This window comes from Pseudomonas sp. Pc102, from assembly GCF_018408275.1.
Lineage (GTDB): Bacteria > Pseudomonadota > Gammaproteobacteria > Pseudomonadales > Pseudomonadaceae > Metapseudomonas > Metapseudomonas tohonis.
In genome coordinates, this window is sequence record NZ_AP021905.1 from 4,793,997 (window position 1) to 4,818,453 (window position 24,457).

Sequence of the window (24,457 nt, forward strand, 5' to 3'; positions counted from 1 at the left end):
CTTGGCAGATGGGCTAGAAACCGCTTTCCCTGACACCCAGGGCCGCCATGCGGCGCCAGGCGAAGCCCAGCAGCGACTGCCGGCTGCCCTCCAGCACCACCACGCCACGCAGTGGCTGGTCGGGGGGCGGCAGGTCCTGCAGCAGGCTGAGGCGCACGCCGTACTGGGCCTGCACCGGCTCGGCGCGCTGCTGGGCATTGCGCCGCACGGCCACCTGGCCGTGGTGGTCGGAGGCCAGCGCCTCCAGTTCGAGGAAGGCGACGCCGGTGGTGTCCACTTCGTCCAGGCGCACCGGCAGGGCCGGCCGCGCCGGGTCGTCGGCGATGAAACGGCCCTCGGTGCCCGGCTCCACGCGCCAGAGGTTTTCCTCGGCCAGGTAGCCGCGCAGGCGCAGCCCGGGGGCGATCACCCGGGCCAGGGTCTCGCCGCTGTGCAGCCAGCGACCCACTATCAGGTCCGGCGGCAGGTCGCGCACCACGCCGGCCAGGGGCGCACGCAGCTGCAGGCGCTCGCGCTGGGCGGCCAGGCCGCGGTACTCGGCCACGGCCTCGGCCAGTTGCTGCTCGATCACCCCGGTCTCGGCGGCGGTCTCGCTGCGCCCGGCCTGGCGTCGCAGCTGCAACTGGAGGATGTCGATCTCGCGGCGGACGATGCCCTGGCGCGCGTCCAGGTCAGGGGACTCCAGCTCCACCAGCAGGGCGCCCTGCTCCACCGTGTCGCCGTCCTTCACCCGCACCGCCTTGACCCGCGCACCGATGGGCGCGTGCAGGGTGCCGGTGCGCGCGGCCTCCAGCATGGCCGGCACGTCCACGGCGTTGCGCCAGGGCACCAGCAGCGCCAGCAGCACCAGCCCCAGGGCCGAGCCGGTGAGCAGCACCTTGCGCGGGTCGGCCTGGTCGCGGCGCCGCCACCACTCGCCGAACTCCTTCCAGATCGGCAGGCCGATGAACCACACCAGTTCCACCAGCATGAGGAAGATGCCCAGCACCTTGAAGAACAGGTGGTACACCGTCAGCGCGATGCCGAAGAACAGCGCCGCACGCCAGATCCAGGCCCCGTAGCCCCACACCAGCAGGCGCCGGCGCATGGCCTCGGGCCAGGGCTCGGGGGCCGGTTCGGCGTAGCCGAACAGCGCCTCGCGCAGGCGCCAGCGGCACAGGGCGAAGGCGCGGTTCTGCAGGTTCTCCACCTCCCACAGGTCACTGAGCAGGAAGTAGCCGTCGAAGCGCATGAAGGGGTTGAGGTTGATCGCCAGGGTGGTGATCCAGGTGGCGCTGGCCAGCATGAAGGCGGCGGTACGCGCCGGGCCGTCCGGCAGCAGCGACCAGGCCAGCAGCGCCAGCACCGCCAGCAGCAGCTCGGCCAGCACCCCGCCGGCGCCGATCAGCAGGCGCGAGCGGCGGTCCTGCACCCGCCAGGCGTCGCTGACGTCGGTGTAGAACATCGGCAGCAGCACCATGAAGGCCAGGCCCATGCTCTGCACCCGGCACCCCGCGCGCTTGGCCATGAAGGCATGGCCGAACTCGTGGCAGAGCTTGGCGAAGGTCAGGGCGATGCCGAAGGCCAGGGCGCCCCCGAAGCTGAACAGGTGCGGGAAGGTGGCGAGGAAACGCTCCCAGTCCCGCGCCACCAGGAACAGCCCGAACAGCAGGATCACCGGCAGCCCGCGTCGCAGCAGCCAGGGGCCGTTGCGCTCCAGCACCGGCCAGGCGCGGTTGAGGAAACGATCCGGCCGCCACAGCGGGATGCGGAAGAACAGGTACTGGTGCAGCACCTGCTGCCACAGGCTGTGGCGCGTGCTGGCGACCTTGAGGGCATAGCTGGCGCGCTGCTCCGGGTCGAGGGCAGCGATCAGGTCGTGCCCGCGCAGAAAGCGCAGCATCTGCTCCAGCTCGCCGGCCCCCAGGGGCGCGCCCGGCTCGGCGTTGGCGGCCGCCAGCACTTGCTGGGGCTCCCCCGCGACCAATGGCGCAGCAGGCGGACGGCGGCGGCGCCGAGCTTGAAATAGCGGCCACGCAGGGGGTCGGCCAGGGTCCATTGCGGCGCCCCGTCACGATCCGGGGCGGCGGGCGACAGCTGCAGGTCGGAGCGCAGGGCGGGCAGCATCAGAACCCCAGGCCCTGGCGCAGCGCGGCCAGGGGCCGGCGCAACAGGTAGTAGGCCAGCGGCGCGCGGTCACCGAACAGCTTGGCGGTGCCACGCAGGCCGATGCGGGGCGGGGCATCGGCGAAGGCGGCATCGAGGCGATAGGCCAGTTGCCCGGCGGCGGTGGCCTGGGCCTCGTAGGCGGCACGTTCCAGGCGCGCGTCGTGGCGGTTGAGCGGGTCGCTGTCGAGGAACAGCGCCACCTCGGCGCCGGGTTGCAGGGCGATGGCGTCACCCACCGGCAGCTCGATGCGCAGCTCGGCCTGGGCCGGGTCGGCGATCTGCATCAGCCGCTCGCCGGTCTGCACCGGCTTGCCGGTGAGGCGCTCGGCATCGGCGAACACGGCGATGCCGGCGCGCTCGGCGCGGACTTCACTGCGGGCGAGCAACTGCCTGGCGTAGTCGCGCTCGGCGCGCTTCTGTTCCACGCGGGCGGCCAGCAGGTCGATACGGGCGCTGGATTCGGCATCGGCGAAGGCGCGCTGGCTGTTGGCCTTCAGCTCCGCCTCGGCCACCCCCAGGGCGCGCTCGGCGACATCGGCCTGGGCCTTGAGGGTGGTGGCGTCGAAGCGCACCAGCAGGTCGCCGGCGGCGACGCTCTGGTTGGGTTTGACGAGGAATTCGGCGATCACCCCATCCAGCGGCGCGGCCACCACGCGGCCGCCCTGGGGCACCACTTCGGCGGGCGCCAGCACCGATTGGCGCACCGGCACCAGCAGCACCAGGGCCAGCGCGCCGGCCAGGGCCAGGAGCTTCTTCTTCGGCCAGCGCAGGCGCCAGGGCTTGCGCGGCTGCAGGGCCAGCCAGGCGTGCGCGTAGGTGTCGCCGAGCTGCACCAGCAGGGCCTGCTCGGCCTCGCTCCAGGGGGTGTCGCGGGCGATCCAAAGGCCGCCGAAGACCTCGCCCTGGCGATCCTTCAACGGCAGCCAGAAGGCGTGGGCGGCGGACAGCGCCTGCCAGTCCTCGCGGCTGCTCTCGTCCAGGCTGCCGGGGTCGACGACGCCGGGCTCGCCCAGCTGGCCCGCAGCCAGGCGCTGGGCCGCCGCACGCTCGACGAAGGCGACGAAGGGGGCATTGGGTTCCACCACGCTGATGCCGGTGAGCGCGCGGACCTTGCCGGTGATCAGCAGCGCGGCATGGCGGTAGCCGAACACGCCCTGGCCGTCGTTGACCATGGCGAAGGCCAGCTGCGAGGAGGTCCCGGCCTTGCGGGCCTGGGCCTGGAGGCCGAGGAAGACCGCGAAGACGCGCTCGGCGAAGCCGGGCACCGGTGCGTTCATCGCGCCTCCGGGAAGCGCGCGCTGCCGCTCATTCCGGCCAGCAGGCCAGGCGCGTCGTCGGGCAGGCCACCGATCAGCAGCAAGGTCTGGCTGCCTTCGTCGATGCGCGCGCCGAGGCGCTTGACCGTGGCCTTGAGCGCCTTGCCGGTCTCGTCGGGTACGAATTCGAAGGGTTCACCGGGCTTGAGCGCGCCGAGCCAGCGGGATGGCACCAAGAGGTGGATCTCCAGGGTGCGGTTGTCCACCACCTCCAGCAGAGGCGCGCCGCTGGGCACGCTTTCGTGGGGCTGCACGCGACGCGAGACCACCTGGCCATCGAAGGGCGCCTTCACCTGGCAGCGTTGCACCTGCACCTGGTAGACCTGGGCCTCCGCCTGGGACTGCGCCTGGCGCGCCTCGGCCAGGGCCACCTCGAAGCGGCCGACGGAATTGAGCGCGGCCAGCTGCTGCTTGTTCTTCAACTCTTCGCGGGCGGCACGGGTGGCGGCGTTGGCGGCATTGAGCTGGGCCTGGTAGGCGGCGCAGTCGAAGCGCACCAGCACCTCGCCCTTCTTGAAGGCCTGGCCTTCGGCATAGGGCATCTCGGTGATGCGCCCGGCCAGCTCGCTGGCCAGCACGGCCTGGTCACGAGCGCGCAACACGCCACGGGCGGCGCTGCCGGGGGTGGCGGATGCAGCGGGCGCATCGAGCAGGGGGTCCGGCGCCGGCACCTCCTGAGCACCCGCGCTCATCGCCAAACCCATCAGTCCGACCAACGTCCACAGCATGCGATTCATAACAATCCTTCCCTGGGTCACAGACCCGCGAGTCTATTGGAGCTGTAGGACAATAGGAATCTAGGTGACGGGCGCTTCTACGGATATTGGCCGGATAGGACCCGGAGGCACCGCAATGCATCCGTAGGTCGGGCCGAGATCAGAAGCCCAACGCGCCGAAGCCGGCTCCTGCGCCGTTGGGCCTCGCTGCGCCCGGCGCCAACCTACGGTGCGAAGCGGGTCAGACCATGTCCAGTCGCTGCTTGCGCGTCGGCGCCGGGTAGGCGCGGTCGATCAGGGCGAGGTCGTCGGCACTCAGGCGCAACTCGCCGGCGCGGGCGTTCTGCCGGATGTGCACGGGATCGACCGCCTTGGGGATGACGATCAAGCCGTCCTGGCGCAACGCCCAGGCCAGGGCGACCTGCGCCGGGGTGGCCTCGTGGCGGCGGGCGACTTCGACGAGCGCCGCGTCACGCAGCAGGCTGCCGCCCTGCCCCACCGGGCAGTAGGCCATGAGCGGCATGCGCTGGCGTTGCTGGCTGGGCAGCAGGTCGAACTCGATGCCGCGCGACTCGGGGTTGTACAGCACCTGGTTGGCGGCGCAGCCAGCGGGCAGGCCCTGCATGTCGGCCAGGTCGAAGTTGGAGACGCCCCAGCGCAGGATCTTGCCCTGCTCGCGCAGGCGCTCGAAGCCCTCCACCGTTTCCTCCAGCGGATGCTCGCCCGGCCAGTGCAGCAGGTAGAGGTCGATGCGGTCGGTGCCCAGGCGCCTGAGGCTGCGTTCGCAGGCCTGTTCGACGCCCGTGCGGCTGGCGTTCCACGGGTAGACCTTGCTGACCAGGAAGACCTGCTCGCGATGCCCCGCGATGGCCTCGCCCACCACCTGCTCCGCGCCGCCCTCGGCATACATCTCGGCGGTGTCGATCAGGCTCATGCCCAGTTCCAGGCCCTGGCGCAGTGCGGCGACTTCGCGGGCGCGCTGCTCGGGGCGCTCGCCCATGTGCCAGGTGCCCTGGCCGATGGCGGGCACGGCGGCGCCGTCGGGGAAGGTGATGCTGCCCATGGTGGTTCTCCTCAGAAGTGAATCTCTTCGGCCTGCTGCAGGCGCAGCGGGTTCCGTGGCTGGATGAATTCGCCCCAGATCCAGTTGTGGTGGGCGACTATCGCCTCGGCACTCTGGTGCGGCCGGTCGCGGGTGGTGTGCGCGTCGCTGGCCAGGATGACGTTGAAGCCCTCGCTGGCGGCGCGGCGGATGGAGGTATCGACGCAGAATTCGGTGGCATAGCCGGTCACCACAAGATCGGTGACGTAGAGCTTGTCCAGGGTGGATTTCAGCTCGGTCTCGAAGAAGGCGTCGCAGGCGGTCTTGCGCAGCACCCAGTCGTTGTCGCCTCGTTCCAGGCCCGGATGCAGCTGCCAGCCGATGCAGCCGGGCTCCAGCTCGCTGCCGGGCTCGCCGTCGTGCTGCACGTAGATCACCGGCACGCCGGCGCTGCGTGCGCGGTCGGCCAGGCGGTTGATCCGCTCCAGCACCTGCCCGGCGCGCCAGGGCTCGGGGGTGGTGAGGAACAGCCCCGCCTGCATGTCCACGACCAGCAATGCCTTGCTCATTTCCACTCCTTGAATGCACGCATCGAAACGCGCGGATAGTGCGGCTTCCCGCCGCTTCGGTAAAGCCGTGCGTCGGGGCGGCCACGACCGTTTGTCTTGCATGGGGAAACTCGCTCCGGGGCCGCAGTCAGAACCATCAGGACCCACCGCTCGCCCACTCCGGGCGGGACTTGCCGCGAGTAAGCCGCCATGCAGACAGGACGCGACCTGCGTATCGATTTCTTCCGAGGGCTGGCCCTGGTGTTCATCTTCTGGGACCACATCCCGCACAACCCTCTAGGGCAGGTCACGCCACGCAACTTCGGTTTCAGCGACGCGGCGGAGATCTTCGTCTTCCTCGCCGGCTACGCGGCCGTGCTCGCCTACGGCAAGTTGCTGCTGCGCGACGGCTACGCTGTGGCCTGCCTGCGCGTACTGCGCCGCGTGTGGGTGCTGTACGTCGCCCACATCTTCCTGCTCGCCGTGCTGATGGGCGTGGTGTTCTACACCAACAACCACGTGGACAGCCGCAACTTCATCAACGAGATGGGCCTGGACTACTTCCTCGCCAACCCGCAACAGGCACTGATCGACGAGCTGCTGCTGCGCTTCAAGCCCAACCTGATGGACCCGCTGCCACTGTACGTCGTGCTGCTGGCCGGGCTGCCGCTGATCCTGCCGCTGCTGATGCGCTGGAGCTACGCCGCCCTTGCGCTCTCGGGGGCGTTGTACCTGTGCGCGCCCTGGTGGAACCTCAGCTCCCACCCGGGCGGCGAATGGTTCTTCAACCCGCTGGCCTGGCAATTCCTCTTCGTGCTCGGCGGCGTCGCCGCGCGCCATGCCCAGGCCCGCCCGGCCGATGCGCCGCCGGCCACCTGGAAGTCGCCGCTGTTCTTCGCCGCCGCCGGCTACCTGGTGTTCAGCGCCGTGGTCGCCCTCAGCTGGAAAGCGCCGGGCCTGCATGACGCCTGGATGCCGAAGTGGCTGGGCGATGTGCTCTATCCGCTGGACAAGACCGATCTCTCGCCCCTGCGCCTGCTGCATTTCCTCGCCCTCGCCCACTGCGTGGCCGTGCTGCTGCCGCGCACGGACTGGCTGACCCGCTGGCCGGCCCGCGAGGTGTGCCGCATGGGCATGCATTCGCTGGAAGTGTTCTGCCTCAGCGTGCTGCTGGCGCCGCTGGCCGATGCCATCGCCACGCTCTACGCGCTCGATGCGGTGGGCCAGGTGGCCCTGGCCTGCGCCGGGGTGCTGCTGATGTCGGCCCTTGCGGCCTGGCTGGACCTGAGCAACCGCCTCAACCAACGCAAGCCGCCGAAGGCCACGCCGGTGCGCCTGGCCAACCCGGGCTACGGGGTACCCCGCACCTTCTACCGCATTCAGCCCTGAGGCCGGGCGATCAACAGCAGCGACAGCGGCAGGCCGCTGCCGGGGTGGCGGGGCTCGTGCAGCGCTTCCAGCACCAGGCCGCTGCGCCCCAGCAACGCCAGCCAGGATTCCAGGGTGCGGAAGTACCACGGCATCGGCTCGGTGAAGGCGCCCTCGAAGGCGGCGAAGGTCTCCAGGCGCCAGCCATCGCGATAGCCCTCCTCGCCAGCGGCGCTCCAGGGGTGGACGGTCTGCAGCAGCAGGGCGCCGCCGGGCGCCAGGGCCCGGGTGATCGCCGCCAGCAGCGGCTGCAGGTCCTCGTCCAGCAAGGCGAAATTGCACACCACGGCATCGAAGCGGCCGAAGCGCAGGGGCTGTTCGGCGAGGCCCTGGTAGTCCCAGCATTCGAAACGGCCGCCGGCTGCCCGGGCCAGCTCCACCAGCGCGGGCGACGCGTCCACGCCCAGCGCTCCGATGCCCCGCTCGCCCAGCGCGCGGCACAGCCAGCCCTCGCCGCAACCCAGGTCCAGCACCCGCTGCGGGGCGCGCGCGTCGATCGCCTCGAGCATCGCCCGGTCGGTCGCCACGCGGCGACTCTCGATGCGTCCGCCACGGACGGCGTCGCTCCAGGCGGCGGCGTTGGCGCGCCAGCTGCGCTCGATCTGCTGCCGGTTATCGTCTGACATGGCTGTTCGCCTCGTATTCCGTCGTTTCGGAGCGCTCTCCGGCTCCCACCTACTACGCTTTGTACAAGAGCGGTAACGCGCCAGCCAGGCCATCCGATCATGGGCGTTTTATGGCAAACCGACGCATCGTCCACCCAGGTACCCAAAGGTAGCCTCGAAGACGTGACCTCGCGCTCCCGTCGCCCCCGCCGCAAGAAACACCGCCTGGCGTTCTGGAGCTTCATGCTCGTGTCCGCCGCCGCTCTCGGCTACGCCGCCCGCGAGGAAATGCGCAGCTCCTGGCTGCAGTCCCGGGAAATCAGCCGCTACGCCGCCACCCTCACCTACCGCCTCGACGAAGGCCCCAGCGACGCCATCCTGTACCCCCACGACGGCCCCTTCGACAAGCGCCTGGGCTACGCCTACCTGCCGCAGATGCTGCAGCGCCTCGACGCGCGCGGCTATGCCATCCGCCGGCAGGTGCGTTTCTCCCCGGCGCTGATGGACTACAGCCGCCATGGCCTGTTCCCGCCGTACCGGGAGAAGGTCCAGGCGGGCATCGACATCGCCGACTGCCGGGGCGAGCCGCTGTACCGCTTCAGCTACCCGCAACAGCTGTATGCCGGCTTCTCCGCCATCCCGCCGCTGCTCACCAGCAGCCTGCTGTTCATCGAGAACCGCCAACTGCTGGCCGACCAGCCCCTGGCCAACCCGGCGGTGGACTGGCCGCGCTTCGTCAAGGCGGCGCTGACCCAGGCCGGCAAGGTGCTCGACATGCCCGGCCAGAGCGCCGGCGGCAGCACCCTGGCGACCCAGCTGGAAAAGTACCGCCACTCGCCCTCCGGCCTCACCCTCTCGGCGGGCGAGAAGATCCGCCAGATGGCCTCGGCCAGCGTGCGCGCCTACCAGGGCGGCCCCGAGACCCTGGCCGCTCGCCAGCGCGTGGTGCTCGACTACCTCAACAGCGTGCCGCTCTCCGCGGTGCCGGGCCACGGCGAGGTGCACGGCATGGCCGATGGCTTGCGGGTCTGGTACGGCGCCGACTTCGAACGCACCAACCGCCTCCTCGCCGAGGACCAGGAAGAGCCCGAGCGCCTGCAGGCGCGGGGCCAGGCGCTGCGAGAGGTGGTGTCGCTGATGATCGCCCAGCGTCGGCCCTCCTTTTACCTGGCACGCGGGCGCGAGGAGCTGGAGGCGCTGACCGACAGCCACCTGCGCCTGCTGGGCAACGCCGGCGTACTGCGCCCGGCCCTGGGCCGGGCGGCGCTGGAGGCGCGCCTGGTCTTCCGTGACCTGCAGCAGGAGCCGGCGCTTTCGCGCATCGAAGGCAACAAGGGCGTCAGCCTGGCGCGGGCGCGCCTGTCGAGCCTGCTGCAGATGCCGCTGTACGACCTCGACCGCCTCGACCTCGCCGCCAGCAGCAGCCTGCAGGGGGAGCTGCAGCAGGCCGTCACCACCTACCTGCACGACCTCGCCGAACCGGCGTTCGCCGAGCAGGCCGGGCTGTTCGGTGAGCGCCTGCTGTCGCCGGAGAAGACCCGCGAGGTGCGCTACAGCTTCACCCTTTTCGAGCGCACCCCCTCGGGCAACCAGGTGCGCGTGCAGACCGACAACACCGACCAGCCCTTCGACATCAACGAGGGCAGCAAGCTGGAGTTGGGCTCCACCGCCAAGCTGCGGGTGCTGGCCACCTACCTCGACTACATCGCCGCGCTGCACGCGCGCTACGGCGAGATGCCGGCGGCGGAGCTGCGCAAGGTGCGGGTCGACCCCCTGGACGCACTGAGCCGCTGGGCCCTGGACTACCTGGCCGGCGCCAGCGACCGCAGCCTGGCGCCGATGCTGGCGGCGGCGCTGGACCGCACCTACTCGGCCAGCCCCTTCGAGAGTTTCTTCACCGGCGGCGGGCTGCACACCTTCAGCAACTTCCGCAAGGAGGACAACGGCCGCAACCCGACCCTGCGCGACGCCCTGCGCGAGTCGATCAACCTGCCCTTCGTGCGCCTGTTGCGCGACATCGTGCGCCACGACATCTACCGCCCCGACGGCGGCAAGGTGGCGCTGCTGTCCGACGACAAGGACCCACGCCGCCAGGGCTACCTGGACCTGTTCGTCTCCCGCGAGAGCCAGACCTACCTGCTGCGCTTCTGGAACAAGTACAAGGGCAAGGACGCCGACGAGCGCATGGCCACCTTCCTCGACGGCCTGCGCCCCTGGGCCTCGCGCCTCGCCGCCATCCACCGCTACCTGCAACCCCAGGCCGACCGCGACACCTTCGCCGCCTTCATGCGCGAGCGCCTGCCCAACGAAGCGCTGGGCGACAAGCGCCTCGACCAGCTGTACGACCGCTACGGCCCCGGCGCCTTCAACCTCAACGACCAGGGCTACGTGGCGCGGGTGCACCCGCTGGAGCTGTGGTTGCTGGCCTACCTGCAGGGGCACCCGCAGGCGACCTACCGCGAGGCGGTGGAAGCCAGCGGCGGACCGCGCAGCGAGGTGTATGGCTGGCTGTTCAAGTCGCAGCGCAAGAACGCGCGGGACAAGCGCATCCGCATCATGCTGGAGGTGGAAGCCTTCCTCGACATCCACCAGCAGTGGCGCCAGCTGGGCTACCCGTTCGACCACCTGGTGCCGTCGCTGGCCACCGCGCTGGGCAGTTCCGGCGACCGCCCGGCGGCGCTGGCGGAACTGATGGGGATCATCGTCAACGACGGCGTACGCCTGCCCACGGTGCGCATCGACCGCCTGCACTTCGCCGCCGACACGCCCTACGAAACCCAGCTCAGCCATGCGGCGGTGCCGGGCAAGCGGGTGATGGCCTCGGAAGTGGCGACGGCGCTGCGCGAGGCGCTCTCGCAGGTGGTGGACGCCGGCACCGCGCGGCGCCTGCAGGGCACCTTCACCCAGCCCGACGGCAAGCCGCTGGTGATGGGCGGCAAGACCGGCACCGGCGACAACCGCCTGCAGACCGTGGGGCGCGGCGGCCAGGTGATCAGCTCCAAGGCGCTGAACCGCACCGCCACCTTCGTCTTCTACCTGGGGCCCCGGCACTTCGGCACGCTGACCGCCTACGTGGCGGGCAGCCAGGCCTCGAACTTCCGCTTCACTTCGGCGCTGCCGGTGCAGGTGATGAAGGGCATGGCACCCATCCTCCAGCCCTACCTGGAACCCGGCCGCGCCACCCTGTGCCAGATGCCGGAAGCCTCGGTGCAGGCCAGCCGGCTCTGAGGGCTCACTCCTGGCGGCGACGCACGTCGATGAACAGCGACTCGACCTTCTCCCGCGCCCAGGGCGTCTTGCGCAGGAAGGTCAGGCTCGACTTGATGCTCGGGTCGCTCTTGAAGCAGCGGATATCGATGCGCTTGGCCAGGCCGTCCCAACCGTACTTGGCGACCAGCTCTTCGAGGATCTTCGCCAGGGTCATGCCGTGCAGGGGGTCTTGGGAGCTCACGTAAAGGCCTCGATGGGGTGGGAAAGCGTGGCAGCTTAGGGCAATGGCAACGCCTTGCGAAGGGCCGATGCACAGGAACCTTCGTAGGGGCGACTTCAGTCGCCAAGCGGCGCGCAGCACCGCCCTCGTGGGAGCGAATTCATTCGCGATGCCTTGCGCTTTCGTAGGATGGCGTAGAGCGAAGCGAAACCCATCGATGCGGTGTTTCACGCCCCCCGGCGTGCCGCGCTCGACTCCGTCTGGTGGAGGTGAAAAGCGACCTCCACCCTACACACCGGTGGAGCCCATCCGCCGCCCCGGGCTTCCGTATCACTTCAACCCCGCCACCCCGGCGATGATCAGCGCCACCGACAGCAGCTTTACCGGGGTGATGGACTCGCCCAGCAGCGCCACGCCGAGGATGACGGTGCCGAGGGTGCCGATGGCGGTCCAGATCGGGTAGGCGACGCTCACCGGCAGCACGCGCATGGCCAGGGTCAGGAAGTAGATGCCGGCGATGGCCGCCAGCACCACCAGGGCGCTGGGCAGCGGTTGGGTGAAGCCGTTGGCGTACTTCATGCTCATGGCGAAGAGCACTTCGAAGAACGCCGCGATCAGCAGGAACAGCCAGGCCATGGCGACCTCCTCAGAAGACCTCGGCCAGTTCCACCAGGGCGCGCTCGGCACGCTGGTAGGACTGCTGGAAGGCGTCGCCGCCGAACTCGTCGTTCTCCACCGCCACCACGCTGACGTCGGTGATGCCGATGTAGCCCAGCACGTCGCGCAGGTAGGTGTCGGCGTGGTTCATGTGGGCATTGGCACCGCCGGGGCCGTAGCCGTGGTCGCCACGGGTGGTGATGATCAGCGCCTTGCGCCCCAGCACCAGCGGCGTGTAGGGGTTGCCCGGGCGGCTCGGGTCGAAGTCGAAGGTGCGGCGGATGCGCACGATCTGGTCGACCCAGGCCTTGACCCCGCTGGGCACGCCGAAGTTGTACATGGGCGCGGCGATCACCAGGCGGTCGGCGGCGAACAGCTCGTCCACCAGCAGGTCGCTGAGGGCCAGGTCGGCCTTCATCACCTCGGTGCGCTGCTCGGGTTCGGGGTGGAAGGCGGCGGCGATCCAGCCTTCGGTGACCGCCGGGATGGGCGAGCGGCCGACTTCGCGGCGCACCACCTGGCGGTCGGCGTCCCGGCCCTGCCAGGCGGTGAGGAAAGCCTCCTGCAGGCGCCGCGAGTGGGAACGCTCGCCACGGGGGCTGCCCTGGATGGAAAGAATACGACTCATCTGTAGCTCCTGCTTCCGGTTGTCTTCATCAAGCCAGTGACCGGCCTGAACACAGGAACTAAGCTAGGGCCAGCCGTATTTCCGGACAAATGACCCTTAGTTCACCAGGATGAATCCATTTCATCCGTGGAGCCCAGATGTTCGCCAACCTGCCCCTGACCGCCCTGCGCACCTTCGAGTCCGCCGCCCGCCTGCTGAGCTTCAAGGCCGCCGCCGAGGAACTGGCGGTGACGCCGACGGCGGTGTCCCACCAGATCCGCAGCCTGGAAGGCTGGCTCGGTGTGCCGCTGTTCGAGCGCCTGCCCCGCAGCGTGCGCCTGACCGACTGTGGCCAGCAGCTGTTCGGCAGCCTGCACGGGGCGCTGCTGGACGTGACCCAGACCCTCGACCAGTTGCGCCCGCAACGCAGCGGCGGCCAGTTGACCCTCTCCACCACGCCGGCCTTCGCCGCGCTCTGGCTGATTCCCCGGCTGGGGCGCTTCTACGCCGCCCACCCGGCCATCAGCCTGCGCCTGGACACCCGCAATACCCTGGTGGACCTGCACCAGGACGCCAGTGTCGACCTGGTGATCCGCTACGGCACCACGCACTACCCCAGCCTGCACAGCCAGTGCCTGCTCGACGAGTGCTTCGGCGTCTACGGCGCCCCGGCCCTGGTCGCCAGCCTGGGCAGGGCGGTGCCGACGCTGATCACCATCCGCTGGCACAACGCGCAGCTCTATGAACTGGGCTGGAAGGCCTGGTGCCAGGCCGCCGGTGAGGAGCACCTGCTGGAAACCGCGGCGCAACGCGAATACGCGGAGGAGCACTACGCCCTGCAAGCCGCCATCGCCGGCCAGGGGCTGGTGCTGGCGAGCTCCATCCTGGTCTCCGAGAGCGTCGCCAACGGCCTGCTGGTGCCCTACCGGCCGGAGATCAGCGTCGAGGGCGCGGGCTATTCCACCCTCTGCGTCCCCGGCCGCGAGCGGCACCCACCGGTGAAGGCGTTCTTCGACTGGTTGAGCCGCGAATGCGGTTCGATACGGCCGCACTGACCCCGCTTGCACGGGCGGCCACGGCAGGCGCCGGACACGGCGGATTTCCGCCACCAAATCGCGACAAATGGGCGGTTTTTCGCCATTTCCAACCCGCCCGGTTTCGCGGCCAAACGCCTCGAGGCCCGAGCCTCCGGCCCTACCCGCGCGTCTGGTACGGGACTTGCCATCGGATCGCCAGCGAGCCGACAAGAACAAGACTGGCCGTGATCCGGGTACTGACCGCTTTCCCTCTGGCCAGCGCCTAGACTTGCTCTTGTCAGCCGTAGTAGCGCTCCCCGCGCATGGATCTGCTTACAACTACAAGAGGAAGTCCCATGTTCAAACCCACGTTAAAAGCGCTCGCCTGCGCACTCGCCCTGGGTGCCGCCAGCCTGGCGCACGCTGCCGACCCCATCGTCATCAAGTTCTCCCACGTCGTCGCCGAACACACGCCCAAGGGCCAGGGCGCGCTGCTGTTCAAGAAGCTCGCGGAGGAGCGCCTGGCCGGCAAGGTCAAGGTCGAGGTCTACCCGAACTCCTCGCTCTTCGGCGACGGCAAGGAAATGGAGGCGCTGCTGCTGGGCGACGTGCAGATGATCGCGCCGTCGCTGGCCAAGTTCGAGCAGTACACCAAGCAGGTGCAGCTGTTCGACCTGCCCTTCCTGTTCAACGACATCCAGGCCGTCGACCGCTTCCAGCTCAGCCCCGAGGGCCAGGGCCTGCTGAAGTCCATGGAAAGCAAGAACATCACCGGGCTGGGCTACTGGCACAACGGCATGAAGCAGCTCTCGGCCAACAAGCCCCTGCGCGAACCCAAGGACGCGCGCGGCCTGAAGTTCCGCGTGCAGGCCTCCGCCGTGCTCGAGGAGCAGTTCAAGGCCGTGCGCGCCAACCCGCGCAAGATGAGCTTCGCCGAGGTCTACCAGGGCCTGCAGACCGGCGTGGTCAACGGCGCCGAGAACCCCTGGTCGAACATCTACTCGCAGAAGATGCATGAAGTGCAGAAGTACATCACCGAGTCCAACCACGGTGTGCTCGACTACATGCTGATCACCAACACCAAGTTCTGGAACGGCCTGCCGCCGGATGTGCGCAGCGAGCTGGAGAAGATCACCCAGGAAGTCACCGCCGAGGTGAACAAGCAGGCCGAGGCCCTCAACCAGGGCGACAAGCAGCGCATCATCGAGGCCAAGACCAGCGAGATCATCGAGCTCACCCCCGAGCAGCGCAACGAGTGGCGCGACGCGATGAAGCCGGTGTGGAAGAAGTTCGAAGGCGAGATCGGCGCCGACCTGATCAAGGCAGCCGAAGCGGCCAACCAGGCCCAGTAAACGCCGGCCGGCGCGGGCCCACCGCGCCGGCACCGCTTCCATAGCTCGGGAGACGCCATCCATGAACACCCTAAGGCGCGTCTGGGACCACTTCGAGGAAGGCTTCATCGCCTTCCTCCTGGCGGCCATGACGCTGGTCACCTTCGTCTACGTGATCCTCAACAACCTCTACACCCTGTTCTACAGCCTCGCCGACCGCTGGGAGGGCGCGAGCGAGCGGCTCTTCGCCATCGGCGACAGCATCATGGGCATGGCCCAGGCCATGACCTGGAGCACCTCGCTGACCAAGGCCCTGTTCGCCTGGCTGATCTTCTTCGGCCTCTCCTATGGCGTGCGCACCGCCGGCCACATCGGCGTCGACGCCCTGGTCAGGCTCACCCCTCGCAAGGTCCAACGCATCATCGGCGTCATCGCCTGCCTCTGCTGCCTGGCCTACGCCGGCCTGCTGGGCGTGGCCAGCTTCGAGTGGGTGCAGACCCTGTTCACCGCCGCCATCGGCGCGGAAGACCTCGGCCACTACGGCGTCATGCAATGGCATATCGCGCTTATCGTGCCGCTCGGCTTCGCCATGGTGTTCATCCGCTACGGCGAAATCCTCGTGCGCCTGCTGCAGAACCGGCAGACCGGGCTCGGCCTGGCCGACGAAGCTGCCGATGCGCTGAAACTCACCGAGCACGAGGAAGGCAAGCAATGACCATCCTGTTCCTCTTCCTGCTGCTGTTCCTGCTGATGTTCATCGGCGTGCCCATCGCCATTTCCCTGGGCCTGGCGGGCTCGGTGACCATCATGCTGTTCAGCCCCGACTCGGTGCGCTCGCTGGCGATCAAGCTGTTCGAGACCTCCGAGCACTACACCCTGCTGGCCATCCCCTTCTTCCTGCTGGCCGGCGCCTTCATGACCACCGGCGGCGTGGCCAAGCGCCTGATCGACTTCGCCAACGCCTGCGTCGGCCACATCCGTGGCGGCCTCGCCATCGCGGCGGTGCTGGCGTGCATGCTGTTCGCCGCACTCTCGGGCTCCAGCCCCGCCACGGTGGCCGCGGTGGGCTCCATCGCCATCGCCGGCATGGTGCGCTCCGGCTACCCGCAGGCGTTCGGCGCCGGCATCGTGTGCAACGCCGGCACCCTGGGCATCCTCATCCCGCCGTCCATCGTGATGGTGGTCTACGCCGCCGCCACCGAAACCTCGGTGGGCAAGCTGTTCATGGCCGGCGTCGTCCCCGGCCTGCTGCTGGGCGTGGTGCTGATGGTGGCGATCTACATCATCGCGGTGAAGAAGAACCTGCCGGCGATGCCCCGCGCCACCTTCCGCGAATGGCTCAGCGCCGCGCGCAAGGCGATCTGGGGCCTGCTGCTGATGGTGATCATCCTCGGCGGCATCTACTCCGGCATGTTCACCCCCACCGAGGCCGCTGCCGTGGCCGCCGTCTATTCGGCCTTCATCGCCCTGTTCGTCTACAAGGACATGAAGCTCAGCGAGGCGCCGAAGGTGCTGCTGGAGTCGGGCAAGCTGTCGATCATGCTGATGTTCATCATCGCCAACGCCATGCTCTTCGCCCACGTGCTGACCACCGAGCAACTGCCCCAGCAGATCACCGCCTGGGTCATCGAAGCGGGGCTCACCCCCTTCATGTTCCTGCTCATGGTCAACATCGTGCTGCTGGTGGCCGGCGCCTTCATGGAGCCCTCGGCGATCATCCTGATCCTCGCGCCCATCCTCTTCCCCATCGCCATGAAGCTGGGCATCGACCCGATCCACCTCGGCATCATCATGGTCGTGAACATGGAGATCGGCCTGATCACCCCGCCCGTGGGGCTCAACCTGTTCGTCACCTCCGCGGTGACGGGCATGCCGCTCACCTCCACCATCCGCGCCGCCATGCCCTGGCTGATGATCCTGCTGGTCTTCCTGCTGTTCATCACCTACGTGCCCTGGATTTCCCTGGCACTGCCTACCTGGCTGGGCATGAACTGATCATCCGCGATACGACCAGGCCCGGCCCTGTGCCGGGCCCTTCCCTTCCACTACGTGCAACTCGCCCCGCCTCAGTGGGGCGGGGATCTCTGCGGGCATAAAAAAGTCACTGTCTGCGTCATCTGTTGCGGGCTCAACGAACAAGCTCAAGCACGTTGCCTTCAGGGTATTCCCACCGCGTGGGTTTCGCTTCGCTCTACACCACCCTACGGAAACCGCTTCGCCCCGAGCGTGATGCGCACATCGATGATCAAGCGAGGGACTCGCCTGGAGAGGGGCGAAACCGGAAGCCCCAACGGAACTCTGCAATCGGCTGAACTGGAAATCTCCCAGCAACACCTGATGCAGACACCGCTAAAAAAAACGGCCCAGGTCCGAGGACGAGGGCCGTTGAAGCACTATCAAACTCTTCGCTGCCCGGGCTCTGCGGCCCGGGCGCTCTAGGCATCAGGCGCTGGCGTCCTGGTATTCCTTCTCGGCTTCGTCGAAGCGCTTGATCATCGCGGCGGAGGGGCCGTTGCCGATGCGGCTGAAGATCAGGATGCCGAGGGTGGCGAGGATGAAGCCCGGGATGATTTCGTACAGGCCGGTCCAGCCGAGGAGGTTCTTCCACAGGATCACGGTGACGGCGCCCAGCATCATGCCCGCCAGGGCACCGTTGCGGGTCATGCCCTTCCACACCAGGGAGAGGATCACCACCGGGCCGAAGGCGGCACCGAAGCCGGCCCAGGCGTAGGACACCAGGCCCAGCACCTTGCTCTCGGGGTTGGAGGCGATGGCGATGGCGATCACGGCCACCAGCAGCACCATGGCGCGGCCGACCCAGACCAGTTCGTTCTGGCTGGCGTTCTTGCGGAAGAAGGCCTTGTAGAAGTCTTCGGTCAGGGCACTGGAGCACACCAGCAGCTGGCAGCTCAGGGTGGACATCACGGCCGCCAGGATGGCGGACAGCAGCACGCCGGCAACCCAGGGGTTGAACAGCAGCTTGGCCAGTTCGATGAACACGCGCTCGGGGTTGGCGGTGACCGGGCCGGCCACTTCCGGGTGAGCGGAGAAGTAGGCGATGCCGAAGAAGCCGACGGCGACCGCGCCGCCCAGGCAGGCGATCATCCAGGTCATGGAGATGCGGCGGGCGTTGGGGATGGACTTCACCGAATCGGCGGCCATGAAGCGCGCCAGGATGTGCGGCTGGCCGAAGTAGCCCAGGCCCCAGGCCATCAGCGAGATCACGCCGATGAAGGTGGCGCCCTTGAGCATGTCGAAGTGGGCGGCGTCCTGCAGCTCGATGGCAGCGAAGGTCGGCTCGATGCCGCCGTTGATCATCATCACCACGACGGGGGTGAGGATCAGGGCGAAGATCATCAGGGTCGCCTGCACGGTGTCGGTCCAGCTCACCGCCAGGAAGCCACCGACGAAGGTGTAGGCGATGGTGGCGGCGGCACCGGCCCACAGCGCGGTCTCGTAGGACAGGCCGAAGGTGCTTTCGAACAGGCGGGCGCCGGCGACGATGCCGGAGGCGCAGTAGATGGTGAAGAACACCAGGATCACCACGGCGGAGAAGATGCGCAGTACGCGGCTGTTGTCTTCGAAGCGGTTGGTGAAGAAGTCCGGCAGGGTCAGGGCGTTGCCGTTGTGCTCGGTCTGCACGCGCAGGCGGCCGGCCACCAGCAGCCAGTTCAGGTAGGCACCGACGATCAGGCCGATGGCGATCCAGGCCTCGGACAGGCCGGAGAGGTAGATGGCGCCCGGCAGGCCCATCAGCAGCCAGCCGCTCATGTCGGAAGCGCCGGCCGACAGCGCGGTGACGAAGCTGCCGAGGCTGCGGCCACCGAGGATGTAGTCGGAAAGGTTGTTGGTGGAGCGATAGGCCGCGAAGCCGATCAGCACCATGGCAGCGATATAGATCACGAAGGTGATCAGCATCGGGTTGCTCATACTCATTGGGGGTCTCCCCTGTCGTTTGTTGTTATTGAGACGCGACGGGTATTCCGCATCTCTCTGGTTGGCATTTGGCAGTTGCTCGTGGCAATTACCGATTGGTTTGCGGGCCCGGCGCAACCCTTGGGGTGCAACCTCTGCCCGTCATCGGTGCTCAGGCGTCAGGCCTCGCCGCAGGACGAGACGCCAAGCCACCCGGACTGCACCGGGTCGTCCTGGTCCGGTCTGGCTACGTCGGATCGCCTCCCGGTCAAGTGTCGACCCGGGCGCGCGAAAGGGACAGCGGAATGTAGAGAGCGCAGGCCGCCTTTTCTTTCGAAAAGCTCCGGAGTTATTGCCAAATCCTCCGACTGTCCGACAAGACGTGCAACCCGGTTGCACCACAAGGTGCAACCACCGCTCTGCAATGCTACCTGTGGATGACCTGACCGCGCATCGGAGCGAGGCGCGCGAGCAGGCGATTCTGCGTGCGGCTGGCGATGCCCTCGGCATCCATGGCGTCCTGCAGGTTTTCGACCAGGGCGTTGAAGTCGCTTTCGGTGAGCTGCTGGCCCTTGTGGCTCTCCTCCATGCTGTCGCCGGTGTACCGGCAGGGGCCGCCGGCCTCGACGCAGAACTGCTCCACCAGCTTGTCGCGCAGGCGTTCGATGTCGATGTTGCGGAAGTGCTCGACGATGCGCGGGTCCCTGGCGATGTTCAGCAACATGCCTTCGACGATGCGGGTGATGCCGGCCTTGCCACCCAGGTCCTGGTAGAGGCTGTCGTCCCTGGGCGGCTGCTGGGCACAGGCGGCCACCAGGACCAGGGCGGCGGCGATGAGCAGGCGGCGCATGTCAGAAGCTCCCCTGCACGGACAGGTAGACGCCGTCCTGGTGGTCGAGGGTGGCGATCTCGCCGAGGCGCGCATAGGCCAGCACCACCGCCAGGTTCTTGTTGGGGAAGTAGCCGATGAACAGGTCCGCCCAGTCGCTTTCACCCGCGAAGCTCAGGTTGTCGGGCTTTTCCCGATATTCGATGCCAACGGCCCAGTGGCGGTCGGGCAGCACGGCGATGGCGCCTTCCTTGAGCAGCGAGTGCTCGTCACGCCGGTCACCGCCGAAGCCCAGCAGGCCCAGTTCGTTGGCCCGGCTGTAGCGCAGCCCGCCATTGAGCAGCAGGTTGTAGCCGAAGGCGCCGCCGAGGATGAGGCGACTCACGGCGAGGTAGCCCTCGGTGTCTTCGTCGCGCCGGGCGCCCACCAGGGAGGGGATGAGGAAGTCCTTCTGCCGCTTGTATTGCAGGCCCAGGGACACCTGCGGCAGCGGGTCGTAGATCAGGTCGCCGAACAGCCGCACCTTGAGCCCGACCACATCCTGACTGAGGGTGTTCTCCGGCAACGACAGGTCGCGGGCCAGGGTGCCGAGGTCGAAGCGCTGGCGGGCGTAGGACAGCTCCAAGCGGTTGTCCCAGGAGGCGGCTACCCCGGCGGCGTCGAGGCGGTAGTCGCCGGTCTCGACACGGGTGGCGAAGGCCGTGGCGCCCCACTCGCCCTTCTCGCCATAGCCGGCCAGCACCGCCCAGGGGGTGATGCCGCCGCCGGCGGAGCCTTCGATGCTGGTGGCGCCGCCGGTGGCCAGCAGGCGCCCCTCGCCGGCGATCGCAACCACGGGCAGGGACAGGGCTATGAGCAGGACGAGGTATCGGTTCATGGTCAGTGCACCGCGGCGACGGGTGAGCGCAGTGGCTGGGCGATCCAGGCCTCGAAGGCGCTGGCCGACAGCGGCCGGCTGATCAGGTAGCCCTGGGCGGTGTCGCAGCGCCAGCGTTCGAGCAGGCGCAGGCTGTGGGCATGCTCGACGCCCTCGGCGACCACCTTGAGGCCGAGGCTGTGGCTCATCTCGATGGTGGAGCGAACGATCACCGCGTCCTCGCTGGTCTCGTCCAGCTCGCGGATGAAGGACTGGTCGATCTTCAACTCCTGCACCGGCATGCTCTTGAGCTGCGCGAGGGAGGAGTAGCCGGTGCCGAAATCGTCCACCGACAGGCTGATGCCCAGGTCGCGCAGGCCGTCGAGCACACGGAGCGCCTGCACGGGGTCGGCCATGACCGCGCTTTCGGTGATCTCGAAGACCACCTGCCCGGGGTGCACGCGGTAGTTGCGCAGCAGCGCCGACACCCGCTCGACCAGGTCGCGGCTCATCAGGTCGTCGGCGGAGATGTTCAGCGAGACCTGCAGATCGAGCCCCCGCCCCGCCCATTCCTGGAGCTGGCGCAGCACTTCTTCGATGACCCAGGCGGTGAGCGACTGGATGCTGCCGGTGCGCTCGGCCAGCGGGATGAATTCCCCGGGCGAGACCATGCCCAGGTGCCGGTGCTGCCAGCGCAGCAGCGCCTCGGCCTGGAGCACCCGGCCTTCGGCGATGTCGAGCTTGGGCTGGTAGTGCAGCACCAGCTCGCCGCGCCCGGCGGCATGGCGCAGGTCGCGGATCAGCACCACCTGGCGTTGCTGGGCGTCGTCACGGCCCTGCTGGTAGAGCTGCAGGTGGCCGGGCGCCTGGGCGGCGTCCTGCATGGCGATGCTGGCGCGACGCAGCAGTTCGTCCGGCGTGCCGCCGTCGGTGGGGTAGCAGGCGATGCCGATGCGCGAGTCGATGGCGACGTCGAGGCTGCCGATGCGCAGGGGCCGGAGCAGCAGTTGCTGGAGCTTGTCCGCCGCGGCCACCGCGCTGTCGCGGTCGGCGCCCTCGAGCAGCAGGAGGAATTCGTCGGCCACCAGGCGCGCCAGGCTGTCGCCGGGCCGCAGGGTGGCCTGCAGGCGCCGGCAGATCTGCTGCAGGGCCAGGTCGCCGCCGCCTGGCCCGCAGGCTTCGTTGACCGCGCGGAAGTTACCGATGCCCAGGTGCAGCAGCGCGGTGGGACGTGCAGCGGTGATGGCGCTGCCCAGCCGGTCGAGCGCCAGGGCGCGATTGGGCAGACCGGTGAGCGGATCGTGCAGGGCGTTGTGGGCAAGCTGGCGCTCGCGCTCGGCGATATCCTCGCGCATGCGGTTGATCGCGCCGGCCAGTTGCCCGAGCTCGTCGGAGCGATCCAGTTCGATGACGCTCTGGTAGTCGCCTTCGCCGATGCGCCGGGTGGCGAGGGCTAGTTGCCTTACCGGTTGCGATACGCTGCGGGCCAGCAGCAACGCGCCGGCGAGGGAGCCGAGCAGCGCGCAGAGGGCGATCAGCAGGATGTCCCGATCCAGAGGTGCGAAGGCCTGCTGTGCCTGCTCCAGGGATTTGTGCAGTAGCAGCAGCACCTGGTAGTCCGAGCCACTGGACAGCACCATGCGACGATCCATGTAGCGCCGTTCGCCGATGCGCAGGATGTCGCCATCGCTGGCCTTGATCTCGCCCCTGAGCTCCTGCTCGATGTCGCCCGACAAGGTGCTGAGCCAGATGTCCGGCTTGCCCGCCTGCGTCGCCACCAGGCTCATGTCGAGGTGGGTGAGTTCACGCATCTCGCTGGCGAAGTCGGCGTCCAGGCGGAAGCCCATCACCACGCGAGCGATGGGTATGGGCGCGGTGACATTGGCCTCTACCAGCAAGTAGATATCGTCGTCGATGGGTTGCAGGAGGCCCTGCCCGCCGTTGCGCTGGTGCTCCTGCATCAGTTCGGCGAGGCGCGCGGAAGAGTCGCTTCCGAGCCGCTCGGCGGTGGAGACCTGCAGCTTGCCATCCATGCCCAGGAGCATCACCGCGCCGGCGTTGATGCGGGCACCGGAGTTGCCCAGGGCGGAGCGAATGGTTTGCTCGTCACCACTGGCGACGGCTTCCTTGAAGCCGAAGTCGGCCGCCAGCACCTGGACGGCGTCGTGCAACTGGCGACTGCGCAACTCCAGCAGGCGGACGAACACCCGTCCGCCGATGTCCAGCTCCTCGCGCGCCTGGGCCTGCACGGCGGCGCCGGTGGCGGCCTTGAAGGCGAAGTACAACGCGCCGACCACCACCAGCAGGAGCAGGATGAGTACGCAGGCGATGCGCGCCTGGAAGCTGTTACTGAGCCTCACCCGTGGCCCTCTTGAATGCGTCGCCGAAGCCCTTTTCCGCCGGTGCCGGGGGTTGTGCGGCGGGCGCGCCCTGCAGCGTCAGCGGGAACCGCTGCTTAAGGCCCGTGGCCGTGATCTCGATCTCCCCCGCCGCGACCGGCAGCATGCCGGCGACCTGGGGGTGCCACAGGCTGGCGACATAGCGCCCCGGTGGCAGGTCGAGACTGAGACGGCCGGCATCATCGCTGACGACGAAGAAGGGATCGTCGGTGATGTAGACGTAGCCGAGCATCCAGTCATGGATGTTGCAGCCGAGCACCACCACGCCGGGCTTGTCGAACACCACGGGCGTAGACGGCGTGCCCTGGTAGAGGCGCAGCTCGAAGCGCTTGGCAGGTGAGAAGGAGTAGACGTGGTGGCGGATGTTGTCGCTGTTGGGGAAGCTCACCGCGGTGCCGGTATGCACAGCCAGCACGTAGGGGGCGAATTGCTTGTCGCGCTGGTCCATCACGCCCGTGTCGGGGATGGCGGCGCTGCCCGAAGGACCCTTCAGGCTGAGCACCGCATTGCCCAGGGGCTGGCCATGGCCGTCGACCACCTCGCCCTGCAGGGTCGCCGCCGAGAGTGTGCCGCCCAGGCAGCACAAAAGACCGATCAGGCCCACCCCGGGGGCCCATGGAGTGACGCGCAGCATGTCGTCTTCCACCCTTTCAACGGCCGGCGGGGGCCGGCTCGTGCGCCATGCCCCTGGCCTGTGCGAACCAGTTGGATTGCAGATTAGCTGATCGGCGGAACTTCACGCGGCCGGCGGAAGCAACTGGCCATCACCTTCGCTTCAGTGGCCGCTGCGCAGGCGCCGGGGGGTGAGGCCGAGGTAGCGGCGCATGGCGTTGGTCAGTGCGCTCTGGCTGGAAAAGCCGCATTCCTCGGCGATGCGCACCAGCGCCAGGTCGCTTTCGCGCAGCAGCCTGGCGGCGCGATCGAGGCGGGTCTTGAGCAGGTACTGGTGGGGACTCAGGCCCACGCTGTCCTTGAACTGGGCATGGAAATGGCTGGGACTGAGGCAGGCGACCTGGGCCAGTTCGGCGACGCTGATGCGCCGCGCCAGGTTCTGTCGGATGTGCTCATCGAGGGGTTCGAGGTCGAGCCCACCGACCGGGCGCCGGGGCGAGTCGCCGAACAGGCGCAGATGCAGCGCCCGCAGCAGCACGCCGCCCAGTGAGCGGGCGAGGATCGGGTCGCTGCCGTAGCGCGCCAGCTCGGCGCCGGCGTAGCTCAGGAGGTTCTGGAAATCGGCGTCCAGCTCGGGGTAGCGCGGGGTCTCGAACAGGCGCACGAGCAGTTCGCGGTCTTCGCTGCTGGTGCCCTGCTCGTCCAGGTCGAGGATCAGCATGCGGTTCTCGCCCATGCCGGCGAACTGGTGTTCGGCATCCCCCGGCACCAGGCAGGCGCGCATGCGGCAGACCTCGCCGCCCCGGCCGTTCACCTCGAACTCGGCGCGGCCAGCCAGGGACATCACCAGTTGGTGATGACCGTGGGCGTGGGCGTGGGCCTGTTCATCGAGGCGCAGGAGGCGGGCAACTAGCATGGCGGGTCGTGGTCAGAATTTGCGCATTTTAGGCAAGTGGCCAGCCGTTGCCCAGCACCGCCGGGCAGCACGAGGGCGACCCACGC

At 68.6% G+C, this 24,457-nt stretch carries 20 protein-coding genes and 1 pseudogene; 6 read left to right on the forward strand and 15 right to left on the reverse strand.

What is annotated here, in order from left to right:
• Positions 1 to 13 precede the first annotated feature (13 nt).
• From PHLH3_RS21770 to PHLH3_RS21790, 5 genes and pseudogenes are all read right to left on the reverse strand, one after another.
• Positions 14 to 2,109: pseudogene (locus tag PHLH3_RS21770) on the reverse strand (HlyD family efflux transporter periplasmic adaptor subunit).
• On the reverse strand, positions 2,106 to 3,425 hold the full coding sequence (locus PHLH3_RS21775; protein WP_213625755.1) for an HlyD family efflux transporter periplasmic adaptor subunit: 1,320 nt from the start codon (positions 3,423 to 3,425) through the stop codon (positions 2,106 to 2,108). The pseudogene PHLH3_RS21770 and the gene PHLH3_RS21775 overlap by 4 nt, the downstream one beginning before the upstream one ends.
• Positions 3,422 to 4,201, reverse strand: coding sequence for an efflux RND transporter periplasmic adaptor subunit (locus PHLH3_RS21780; protein WP_213625756.1), 780 nt, complete (start codon positions 4,199 to 4,201; stop codon positions 3,422 to 3,424). The genes PHLH3_RS21775 and PHLH3_RS21780 overlap by 4 nt, the downstream gene beginning before the upstream one ends.
• A 220-nt stretch (positions 4,202 to 4,421) precedes the next feature.
• Complete coding sequence (locus PHLH3_RS21785) at positions 4,422 to 5,243, reverse strand: aldo/keto reductase (protein WP_213625757.1); 822 nt, start codon at positions 5,241 to 5,243, stop codon at positions 4,422 to 4,424.
• An 11-nt stretch (positions 5,244 to 5,254) separates the two neighbouring features.
• Entirely contained in the window at positions 5,255 to 5,791 is a 537-nt protein-coding gene (locus PHLH3_RS21790; RefSeq protein ID WP_213625758.1) for a cysteine hydrolase family protein, read from the reverse strand.
• Between the two features lie 189 nt (positions 5,792 to 5,980).
• Here PHLH3_RS21790 and PHLH3_RS21795 point away from each other — a divergent pair, with 189 nt between their 5' ends.
• The gene (locus PHLH3_RS21795; RefSeq protein WP_213625759.1) at positions 5,981 to 7,159 is read left to right on the forward strand and encodes an OpgC domain-containing protein; all 1,179 of its coding nucleotides are present in this window, start codon (positions 5,981 to 5,983) and stop codon (positions 7,157 to 7,159) included.
• Here PHLH3_RS21795 and PHLH3_RS21800 read toward each other — a convergent pair.
• A complete protein-coding gene (locus tag PHLH3_RS21800; RefSeq protein ID WP_213625760.1) occupies positions 7,150 to 7,824 on the reverse strand; it encodes a class I SAM-dependent methyltransferase in 675 nt (224 codons plus the stop codon). The two genes, PHLH3_RS21795 and PHLH3_RS21800, sit on opposite strands and share 10 nt — an antisense overlap.
• 222 nt (positions 7,825 to 8,046) lie before the next feature.
• On the opposite strand from PHLH3_RS21800, the gene PHLH3_RS21805 reads away from it, so the two are divergent.
• Positions 8,047 to 11,031: a transglycosylase domain-containing protein gene (locus PHLH3_RS21805; protein WP_244863093.1), complete on the forward strand. Its 2,985-nt coding sequence runs from the start codon at positions 8,047 to 8,049 to the stop codon at positions 11,029 to 11,031.
• Positions 11,032 to 11,035: 4 nt separating this feature from the next.
• Here PHLH3_RS21805 and PHLH3_RS21810 read toward each other — a convergent pair whose 3' ends face one another.
• The 3 genes from PHLH3_RS21810 to PHLH3_RS21820 form a co-directional block, all read right to left on the reverse strand.
• Positions 11,036 to 11,254, reverse strand: a complete 219-nt coding sequence (locus PHLH3_RS21810; RefSeq protein ID WP_021222097.1) for a VF530 family protein — start codon at positions 11,252 to 11,254, stop codon at positions 11,036 to 11,038.
• A gap of 309 nt (positions 11,255 to 11,563) precedes the next feature.
• On the reverse strand, positions 11,564 to 11,869 hold the full coding sequence (locus PHLH3_RS21815; RefSeq protein ID WP_213625762.1) for a multidrug efflux SMR transporter: 306 nt from the start codon (positions 11,867 to 11,869) through the stop codon (positions 11,564 to 11,566).
• Positions 11,870 to 11,879: 10 nt separating this feature from the next.
• Entirely contained in the window at positions 11,880 to 12,518 is a 639-nt protein-coding gene (locus PHLH3_RS21820; RefSeq protein ID WP_213625763.1) for an NAD(P)H-dependent oxidoreductase, read from the reverse strand.
• 137 nt (positions 12,519 to 12,655) lie between these two features.
• Between PHLH3_RS21820 and PHLH3_RS21825 the strand changes: the two genes are divergently transcribed.
• The 4 genes from PHLH3_RS21825 to dctM all read left to right on the forward strand — a co-directional run bounded on the left by PHLH3_RS21825 (position 12,656) and on the right by dctM (position 16,839).
• Positions 12,656 to 13,552: a LysR substrate-binding domain-containing protein gene (locus PHLH3_RS21825; RefSeq protein WP_213625764.1), complete on the forward strand. Its 897-nt coding sequence runs from the start codon at positions 12,656 to 12,658 to the stop codon at positions 13,550 to 13,552.
• A 317-nt stretch (positions 13,553 to 13,869) separates the two neighbouring features.
• Positions 13,870 to 14,865: a C4-dicarboxylate TRAP substrate-binding protein DctP gene (gene dctP, locus PHLH3_RS21830; protein WP_213625765.1), complete on the forward strand. Its 996-nt coding sequence runs from the start codon at positions 13,870 to 13,872 to the stop codon at positions 14,863 to 14,865.
• A 61-nt stretch (positions 14,866 to 14,926) separates the two neighbouring features.
• Positions 14,927 to 15,559, forward strand: coding sequence for a TRAP transporter small permease (locus tag PHLH3_RS21835; protein ID WP_213625766.1), 633 nt, complete (start codon positions 14,927 to 14,929; stop codon positions 15,557 to 15,559).
• Entirely contained in the window at positions 15,556 to 16,839 is a 1,284-nt protein-coding gene (gene dctM, locus PHLH3_RS21840) for a C4-dicarboxylate TRAP transporter large permease protein DctM (RefSeq protein ID WP_213625767.1), read from the forward strand. The genes PHLH3_RS21835 and dctM overlap by 4 nt, the downstream gene beginning before the upstream one ends.
• 447 nt (positions 16,840 to 17,286) lie before the next feature.
• On the opposite strand, the gene putP is transcribed toward dctM, so the two are convergent.
• The 6 genes from putP to PHLH3_RS21870 form a co-directional block, all read right to left on the reverse strand.
• A complete protein-coding gene (gene putP, locus PHLH3_RS21845) occupies positions 17,287 to 18,780 on the reverse strand; it encodes a sodium/proline symporter PutP (protein ID WP_213625768.1) in 1,494 nt (497 codons plus the stop codon).
• 406 nt (positions 18,781 to 19,186) lie between these two features.
• The gene (locus PHLH3_RS21850; protein ID WP_213625769.1) at positions 19,187 to 19,609 is read right to left on the reverse strand and encodes a group 1 truncated hemoglobin; all 423 of its coding nucleotides are present in this window, start codon (positions 19,607 to 19,609) and stop codon (positions 19,187 to 19,189) included.
• 1 nt (position 19,610) lies between these two features.
• Positions 19,611 to 20,465, reverse strand: a complete 855-nt coding sequence (locus PHLH3_RS21855; RefSeq protein ID WP_213625770.1) for a DUF3034 family protein — start codon at positions 20,463 to 20,465, stop codon at positions 19,611 to 19,613.
• A 2-nt stretch (positions 20,466 to 20,467) separates the two neighbouring features.
• Complete coding sequence (locus PHLH3_RS21860; protein ID WP_213625771.1) at positions 20,468 to 22,804, reverse strand: EAL domain-containing protein; 2,337 nt, start codon at positions 22,802 to 22,804, stop codon at positions 20,468 to 20,470.
• Positions 22,791 to 23,477, reverse strand: coding sequence for a methylamine utilization protein (locus PHLH3_RS21865; protein WP_244862927.1), 687 nt, complete (start codon positions 23,475 to 23,477; stop codon positions 22,791 to 22,793). Before PHLH3_RS21865 ends, PHLH3_RS21860 begins: the two co-directional genes overlap by 14 nt.
• 141 nt (positions 23,478 to 23,618) lie before the next feature.
• Positions 23,619 to 24,371 (reverse strand): AraC family transcriptional regulator, encoded by a 753-nt coding sequence (locus PHLH3_RS21870; protein ID WP_213625772.1) that lies wholly within the window; start codon positions 24,369 to 24,371, stop codon positions 23,619 to 23,621.
• Positions 24,372 to 24,457 lie beyond the last annotated feature (86 nt).

Bases quoted from the DNA above. Each gene is read 5' to 3' on its own strand.
- PHLH3_RS21820 (WP_213625763.1), bottom strand. From the start codon at position 12,518: ATGAGTCGTATTCTTTCCATCCAGGGCAGCCCCCGTGGCGAGCGTTCC.
- PHLH3_RS21865 (WP_244862927.1), bottom strand. From the start codon at position 23,477: ATGCTGCGCGTCACTCCATGGGCCCCCGGGGTGGGCCTGATCGGTCTT.
- PHLH3_RS21870 (WP_213625772.1), bottom strand. From the start codon at position 24,371: ATGCTAGTTGCCCGCCTCCTGCGCCTCGATGAACAGGCCCACGCCCAC.
- PHLH3_RS21780 (WP_213625756.1), bottom strand. From the start codon at position 4,201: ATGAATCGCATGCTGTGGACGTTGGTCGGACTGATGGGTTTGGCGATG.
- PHLH3_RS21815 (WP_213625762.1), bottom strand. From the start codon at position 11,869: ATGGCCTGGCTGTTCCTGCTGATCGCGGCGTTCTTCGAAGTGCTCTTC.
- dctM (WP_213625767.1), top strand. From the start codon at position 15,556: ATGACCATCCTGTTCCTCTTCCTGCTGCTGTTCCTGCTGATGTTCATC.
- PHLH3_RS21800 (WP_213625760.1), bottom strand. From the start codon at position 7,824: ATGTCAGACGATAACCGGCAGCAGATCGAGCGCAGCTGGCGCGCCAAC.
- PHLH3_RS21790 (WP_213625758.1), bottom strand. From the start codon at position 5,791: ATGAGCAAGGCATTGCTGGTCGTGGACATGCAGGCGGGGCTGTTCCTC.
- PHLH3_RS21850 (WP_213625769.1), bottom strand. From the start codon at position 19,609: ATGCGCCGCCTGCTCATCGCCGCCGCCCTGGTCCTGGTGGCCGCCTGT.
- PHLH3_RS21775 (WP_213625755.1), bottom strand. From the start codon at position 3,425: ATGAACGCACCGGTGCCCGGCTTCGCCGAGCGCGTCTTCGCGGTCTTC.
- putP (WP_213625768.1), bottom strand. From the start codon at position 18,780: ATGAGTATGAGCAACCCGATGCTGATCACCTTCGTGATCTATATCGCT.
- PHLH3_RS21785 (WP_213625757.1), bottom strand. From the start codon at position 5,243: ATGGGCAGCATCACCTTCCCCGACGGCGCCGCCGTGCCCGCCATCGGC.
- PHLH3_RS21795 (WP_213625759.1), top strand. From the start codon at position 5,981: ATGCAGACAGGACGCGACCTGCGTATCGATTTCTTCCGAGGGCTGGCC.
- PHLH3_RS21855 (WP_213625770.1), bottom strand. From the start codon at position 20,465: ATGAACCGATACCTCGTCCTGCTCATAGCCCTGTCCCTGCCCGTGGTT.
- PHLH3_RS21805 (WP_244863093.1), top strand. From the start codon at position 8,047: ATGCTCGTGTCCGCCGCCGCTCTCGGCTACGCCGCCCGCGAGGAAATG.
- dctP (WP_213625765.1), top strand. From the start codon at position 13,870: ATGTTCAAACCCACGTTAAAAGCGCTCGCCTGCGCACTCGCCCTGGGT.
- PHLH3_RS21825 (WP_213625764.1), top strand. From the start codon at position 12,656: ATGTTCGCCAACCTGCCCCTGACCGCCCTGCGCACCTTCGAGTCCGCC.
- PHLH3_RS21835 (WP_213625766.1), top strand. From the start codon at position 14,927: ATGAACACCCTAAGGCGCGTCTGGGACCACTTCGAGGAAGGCTTCATC.